Source organism: Ectobacillus panaciterrae DSM 19096, from assembly GCF_000430785.1.
GTDB classification, from domain to species: Bacteria; Bacillota; Bacilli; order Bacillales; family Bacillaceae_G; genus Ectobacillus; species Ectobacillus panaciterrae.
Genome location: NZ_AUMR01000139.1, coordinates 1 through 6409 on the forward strand (window position 1 = coordinate 1; position 6409 = coordinate 6409).

General features: G+C 35.2%; 6 protein-coding genes and 1 pseudogene. 5 read left to right on the forward strand and 2 right to left on the reverse strand.

Features of this window, described 5'->3' with window-relative positions; all coding sequences use genetic code 11:
* Positions 1-501: 501 nt before the first annotated feature.
* From H540_RS0121030 to H540_RS0121040, 3 genes are all read left to right on the forward strand, one after another.
* A complete protein-coding gene (locus H540_RS0121030) occupies positions 502-1032 on the forward strand; it encodes a GNAT family N-acetyltransferase (RefSeq protein WP_028402260.1) in 531 nt (176 codons plus the stop codon).
* A 357-nt stretch (positions 1033-1389) separates the two neighbouring features.
* Positions 1390-2556 (forward strand): excalibur calcium-binding domain-containing protein, encoded by a 1167-nt coding sequence (locus H540_RS0121035; RefSeq protein WP_051317227.1) that lies wholly within the window; start codon positions 1390-1392, stop codon positions 2554-2556.
* Between the two features lie 269 nt (positions 2557-2825).
* Entirely contained in the window at positions 2826-3167 is a 342-nt protein-coding gene (locus H540_RS0121040) for a hypothetical protein (RefSeq protein ID WP_028402262.1), read from the forward strand.
* Between the two features lie 200 nt (positions 3168-3367).
* Here the strand turns inward: H540_RS0121040 and H540_RS30525 are convergent, their stop codons facing one another.
* Both H540_RS30525 and H540_RS0121050 read right to left on the reverse strand, forming a co-directional pair.
* Positions 3368-3907 carry a DUF6843 domain-containing protein gene (locus tag H540_RS30525; protein WP_051317228.1) on the reverse strand — a complete coding sequence of 180 codons (540 nt, stop codon included), beginning with the start codon at positions 3905-3907 and terminating at the stop codon, positions 3368-3370.
* A gap of 117 nt (positions 3908-4024) precedes the next feature.
* On the reverse strand, positions 4025-4762 hold the full coding sequence (locus tag H540_RS0121050) for an alpha/beta fold hydrolase (RefSeq protein ID WP_028402263.1): 738 nt from the start codon (positions 4760-4762) through the stop codon (positions 4025-4027).
* A 144-nt stretch (positions 4763-4906) separates the two neighbouring features.
* Here H540_RS0121050 and H540_RS0121055 point away from each other — a divergent pair, with 144 nt between their 5' ends.
* Positions 4907-5614 (forward strand): IS6 family transposase, encoded by a 708-nt coding sequence (locus H540_RS0121055; RefSeq protein ID WP_028402264.1) that lies wholly within the window; start codon positions 4907-4909, stop codon positions 5612-5614.
* 589 nt (positions 5615-6203) lie between these two features.
* A pseudogene (locus tag H540_RS32470) lies at positions 6204-6409 on the forward strand (IS4 family transposase); the annotation flags it as partial.

Genomic DNA, 6409 nt, shown 5'->3' on the forward strand with positions numbered 1-6409 from the left:
ATATCTTTTTTGCTTTATTAGTTCCGTTGATGATTTCCGTTATTTTTTCATCTATTTCTTTACGTAAAAAGGAAGGTTGGAAGGGCGTATTAACTTTCAATTTCTTTTTTTCCATATTTTTTATGTTTTTTACTAGTATTTGGTTTATCTTTCATCTCATTGTATGGTTGGTTTCTTTATTTCATTACTAAAGTTATTAATAAGTTTAAATAAAACAAAAAAACTAAGTTTTAAACTATATAAAACGAATTAAAGATTTTTGTATAAATGTATCGAATTCTATACCTTTATGAACGGATGAACTACCGATAACACTGATTATGTAACCTACATCAACGATGTAGGTTTTTTGGTTCTGTTAATGAATGTTATTCATTTTCTTATTGAATTAAAGGGGCAGGATTGTTGAAGAAGAATTAGTATTTTTAGAGGTTATTGTTGTCTTAATACTGAATCAAAGAAAAAGGATTCGTATTTTTATTTTTGATAGGAGTTAGTTTAATGTACATAAAAACAAAAAGATTATTGATACGTGAATTTGAATTAAATGATTGGCATGCTGTATATGAATATACATCGGATATTAATGTTATGAAATATATACCAGAAGGGGTTTTTACTGAAGAAGATGCAAAAGAGTTTGTAAATAAAAACATTGGTCATAATGCTGAGAAATTTCCTGTTGTAATAATAGATAAGGATATTCTTATTGGGCACATTGTTTTTCATAAGTATTTTGGTAAGCATACTTATGAGATTGGATGGGTATTTAATCCAAACTACCAAAATAAAGGGTATGCTTCTGAAGCAGCACAAGCTATCTTAGAATTTGGTTTTGAAAAAATGTATTTACATAGGATTATAGCTACGTGTCAACCCGAGAATATTCCTTCATATCGAGTTATGGAGAAGATTGGAATGAGAAGGGAAGGATTTTTTAAGAAATGTATTCCAAAAGGCAATGAATGGTGGGATGAGTATTATTACGCGATTTTAGAGGAAGAGTGGAAATGTGCTATTAAGAATTTTTAAGCCTTTTCCTTTTCAACAAACGGGTGCGTTAGTGGAATAGGCAGACCCCGACTTTCACGAGAAATCGGGGTCTTTTTTACCGGCTTGGGATGTTTCAAAAACTGTAAGTTAGCAGAAAATTCATATCCTACGTTTTTTATAAATTATCTTTGCACCAGAACCCTTTTTAGTAATCGGAGTTTCTATACTAGAGGTATCCCAAGTCTACCCCTCATCTAACCTGATCTCTACCTTGGTAATCACCTACAAAACGGTGATTTTTACTTTTATTTTACAAATGTTATGTAATACTTACCCCTTACTCTGTTATACTTTAATCGTAATATTTATACATAAATATAAAAAGGGAGGGTTATTGTGAGAAGTGTATTTTGGACGATTTTATTTTTAATTTTCTTTTTCCCTGTCGGATTGTATCTAATGTGGAAGCATCGACATTTCACAGAAACAGCTCGTGTTATTATTTCACTTATTTTCTTTTTTCCAGTTGGGCTCTATTTCATGTGGAAAAACAAACATTTTACGAATCCTGTTCGTATCGGAGTAACTGTATTTTTTGTAATCATCGCTATGGTATCCTGTGCAACAGATAAACCGACCGAAACAACTCCTGTAGTTAAAGAAGTGAAAGAAGAAGTAAAACCAGAAACAAAGGTAGAAGCACCAAAAAAAGAAGAAGTAAAGCCAGCAGCGTATGAAATAGCAGGTGTCTCTATTGTAAAGCCAAATGTAAAAACCGCAGATGTTTTAGAAGTGATTGATGGCGATACAATTAAAGTAAAGGTAGATGGTAAAGAAGAAACAGTTCGTATGATTCTTGTTGATACGCCAGAAACCAAACACCCATCCAAACCTGTTCAACCATGGGGACCTGAAGCAAGTGATTTTACGAAAAATGAACTAAGCGGCAAGCAAGTCGGACTAGAACTAGATGCGCAAGAGCGAGATCAATACGGCCGGCTCTTAGCCTATGTTTGGTTAGGCAATCAATTATTTAACGGAGCATTGTTGGATAAAGGATATGCTCGTGTTGCAGTATTCCCACCGAATACGAAGTATGTGGATCAATTCCGTACTATTCAAGATCATGCACGTACTGGAAAATCTGGTATTTGGAGCATTGAAAACTATGCAACGGATAATGGTTTTAATGATGAAGCTGCTAAACCAAAACAGCAAGCTTCTCCACAGCCAGAGCAAAAACCAGCACAAACTGTATCTTATAAAAACTGTACTGAAGCACGAAACGCAGGTGTTGCACCAATTAATCAAGGACAACCTGGCTACGCGAAACATCTTGACCGAGATGGCGACGGAGTAGCGTGTGAAGATAACGACTTTGATTCCACTCCTGCTCCACAACCAGCACCGCAGCCACAACCTGCGCCACAGCCGAAACAAAATGTATACTATAAAAACTGTACTGCAGCAAAAGCGGCTGGAGCTGCTCCCCTTCATAGAGGCGACCCGGGATATGATTCACACCTCGATCGGGATGGCGATGGCATAGCTTGTGAAAGATAGATAGAAACCCTGCTTATTCGAGCAGGGTTTTCTTTTACCAAAAACATACAATGAAATAATTTAATATTATACCTTTCATAAAAATTCGTATTAGTTTATTATGATTCATAATCTTCATACTAGAAGGTACCCTTCTTTAGGCCGCTTGACGTTACAGTCAGGCGGTTCTTTTTTTACCAAATCCATACAGACCTTTTACAAAATTCCATATTTTTCTACATTCAACAAATGTAATATATACGTGAGAATATCATTAGTGAGGTGTACATATGGAACTGACAGTTATTGCGATGAACGAAGAAGCTGAGTCGAAGTTTATTGATGGATGTGTTAAGGCGATTTTACGGAATGATGTAAGTCATACTCATGTTTTAGCGAGAAACGATGGAAAACTGCAGCTGATGTACTTCATTACATCTGAAACATGTACATATGATACGGAGATTACAAGCGATGAGTATTATCTTTTGGATTTTGAATGTATTTTGGATACAGAAGGCATCACATATTTTCATGAAGAGGGAAAAGAAAGTACGAATCCTGAGCAAGCAGCGAAGGAGCAGATTATGGGGTTGATTGAGCCATTGAGGAACATAGTGGTTTTAAGTTAAATGACTTTTTAATGCATCATATTGATATTTCATAAAAGAAGGCTATTTTCGTAAAAGCTGTTGCTAATAGCTCATGTTGGTTCTAGTCAAGCATGTTTGAAGAACAGAGAGCCGCCTTATTAGGCGACTCTGCTGTTTACATAATCAATGTTATCGGTAGTTGTAAGGGCAACAATCCATCTGACGTTTCTCTAAATGCGCTATTCTCTAATATTGTAGTATTGAAGTAATATTTCCTTCAAAACTCTCTCTGTATCTGCGCTGTCCATTCCGTTACTTGAAACAGTAAATTCCTTACTGCACTCTTTTTTTCTTATTTCAATTCCCGTGTAATGGATCTCAAGCTTTTTTTTCGAATCTGCGCCTTCATACCTCTCTGTACCTCCTGTTCCCATACCTCTGATACAATTCGAGTTAATTTTTGTTCTTTTACCACTCTTATCTACATAGTAGTACTTATCTGTTACAGTACCGTAGTCCATATTAGGAGTAGAAGTAACAAAATAACCTTTATCATTGATCGTATGAGCTTCATAATCCCCTTCTTTTTTTACTTCAGGAGCACCTTTTACATTATAAAAGGCATAAACGTATCCTTCGTAACCTTCAGGTATTAGATAAATATCATTCGTTTTGCTGTTTCCGCTGCTTACACACCCCACTAAAAAGAAAAGTAGAAAAGTAAACACATATATTATCTGTCTCATAAACATATACTCCTTCGCAACAAAATCATACATATGAATATCCCCTCAAAAGTATCTGAAGGGATTTTTGTTAACATAAGTCGTGTTATCGGAAGTAGATACATGTGCTTTATTTAATACTGGTATCATTAGTTTAATAAGTTGTATCAATTATTTATCTATGGTTTCTACCATTTCTCTTATTGCATCTACAACAGATTTTGGATTGTCAATATGAATAGCGTGTCCAGCTTCTTTAACGATTACATGCTTACTGTTTGACGATAGCATTGCTAGTTCTCTTTGAAATTTCATCCATGCAGCCATAGATTCTGTTGTATGAAAAGGCTGAGTATCACCAGTTAGCACTATCAGTGGGATACTCCCAATATTGGTTCCTCGGACTTGTTCTAGGCTTTCTTCAAGTTCACTAAAAGTACCTTCTACAATAAATTGCCCGAAATATGCTTCTTGTACTTCTTTTGAAAATAAAGGAACCATTACTTTATTTTGATCCTCATGACACGAGTCTATTAGGACTACTCCAGCTACTTCCTCTGGATATTTACTTGCATATAACCTGACATTTGCCCCTCCAAATGAGTGTCCTACTAATATGTAAGGAGGCTTAATATGTGTTTTTTCAAGCAAAACTCTAAGATTTTTTACAATTTGTGCACTATGTTTAGGGTTGTTTCCCTTGTCACTGTTCCCTATATTTTCTCTGTCATACATAAATATTTTTGCAAACTTTGAAACGTCTTCTCTAATTGATTGCCAATTCTCTAACGACCATCCATATCCAGAATCAAATACTATCGTTGGACCATTGTTCGACTCATCAATATATTCATAATATAGCTCTATTCCATTAACATTTACCTTTTGACAACTAACTTTAGTATCCATATTTACCTCCTGAAAATTTTGTTTTGATATTACATATATGGTTGATTCTACCAGGTTCTGGTGCAAAAACTTCAAATCACTTGCAATTAATCTTTAAATCTTGGACATACTGATACTACTACTCTAAAAAAGGATGTGATCAGTATGGAAAAGCAAAATTTATTCAAGTGGAAACATTATCATCATGATATTATTTTGCAAACAGTAAGATGGTACCTACGGTACAACTTGAGCTTTCGTGATTTGGTGGAAATGATGGAGGAACGGGGCTTATCCGTTGCTCATACAACGATCATGCGTTGGGTTCATCAGTATGGTCCTGAATTAGACAAACGAATCCGTCGTCATCTCAAGCAAACCAATGACTCTTGGAGAGTCGATGAAACATATATCAAAGTAAAAAGTCAATGGATGTACCTATATCGTGCTGTCGATTCGAAAGGAAATACCATCGATTTTTACCTAAGCAAAACAAGAAACCACAAGGCTGCAAAGCGATTCTTCAAGAAAGCTTTGCAGTCTTTTCATATTTCTGAGCCTCGTGTCGTGACAGTCGATAAGAATCCGGCTTACCCTATAGCAGTTGAAGAATTGAGAAAAGAAAAAAAGATGCCATTAGGCATCCAAGTAAGGCAAGTGAAATATCTCAATAACATAGTGGAACAAGATCATCGGTTTATTAAAAAGCGAGTTCGTTCGATGTTAGGATTGAAATCCTTTCGCACAGCTAAATCTATTATTTCTGGAATAGAAGCTATGCATATGGTAAAAAAAGGGCAACTTGTTTTACGGGATAAGTCTGTCCAAAATCAAGTGAAGTTCATCCATCAATTATTTGGAATTACTGCTTAAGACTAGATTCCACTAGGAAACTTTTCTCCTCGTTATATCTTCCCCAAGTATTTGCACCAGAACCCAATTCCCATGATATCAATACTTCTCTTATTCTCAGATATTGTGAAATATGCAGGGTTCTATACATTTCCGAAATAATGCGGGTTTTCGGCTTTAGGTCATGTGACAGATATGCCGAAAAGCTGTATAAAATCTTGCATATTCCAACAGCTAGGAGAGATAGTGTTATTTGTTTCCGTATCAATTAATTGTAATATTTTACCGCTTGTAATTATACTTTTACCTAAATTATTATAAATTCGATTCGACATTTTACACAAAATACCTTTACATGCAAAAAGAGCCACATTTAATGGCTCTTTTTGTATTTTTTTAACTAGGAATCTCGCCTCATTTCCATCAAGTTGACAAAAACAAATACTTTATAGCAATCACAGAATTTTCGTTTTGGGGGTACTATAAAACTTTAAGTTGATGGGCATGTGGCGGTCCCCCACATCCATCAACTTAAGCATTTAGGCTATTCTTAAAGTTAAAAGCACGTTACTATTCTCTTATGTTAATGAGAAAGGGTGACGTGCTTTTTATGAATATGCGTCAAAAACAAGAGTTGTCTTTATTTGCCGAAGAGTTGTATCGGTATATGTCTCCCGCTGCATTGAATCAATTAGCTATAGAAGCAGGCGGAATGAAACGAAAACGGAAGTGTTATGGACACCATTTTTTATCTTTGTGTGTATGGTTAAATCAACAAATCGCTACTACCTCGCTTACTCAACTTTGTAGTCAATT

Excerpts from the sequence above, each read along its gene's own strand:
- H540_RS0121030 (WP_028402260.1), top strand. The coding sequence starts at position 502 with ATGTACATAAAAACAAAAAGATTATTGATACGTGAATTTGAATTAAAT.
- H540_RS0121040 (WP_028402262.1), top strand. The coding sequence starts at position 2,826 with ATGGAACTGACAGTTATTGCGATGAACGAAGAAGCTGAGTCGAAGTTT.
- H540_RS30525 (WP_051317228.1), bottom strand. The coding sequence starts at position 3,907 with ATGTATGATTTTGTTGCGAAGGAGTATATGTTTATGAGACAGATAATA.
- H540_RS0121050 (WP_028402263.1), bottom strand. The coding sequence starts at position 4,762 with ATGGATACTAAAGTTAGTTGTCAAAAGGTAAATGTTAATGGAATAGAG.
- H540_RS0121055 (WP_028402264.1), top strand. The coding sequence starts at position 4,907 with ATGGAAAAGCAAAATTTATTCAAGTGGAAACATTATCATCATGATATT.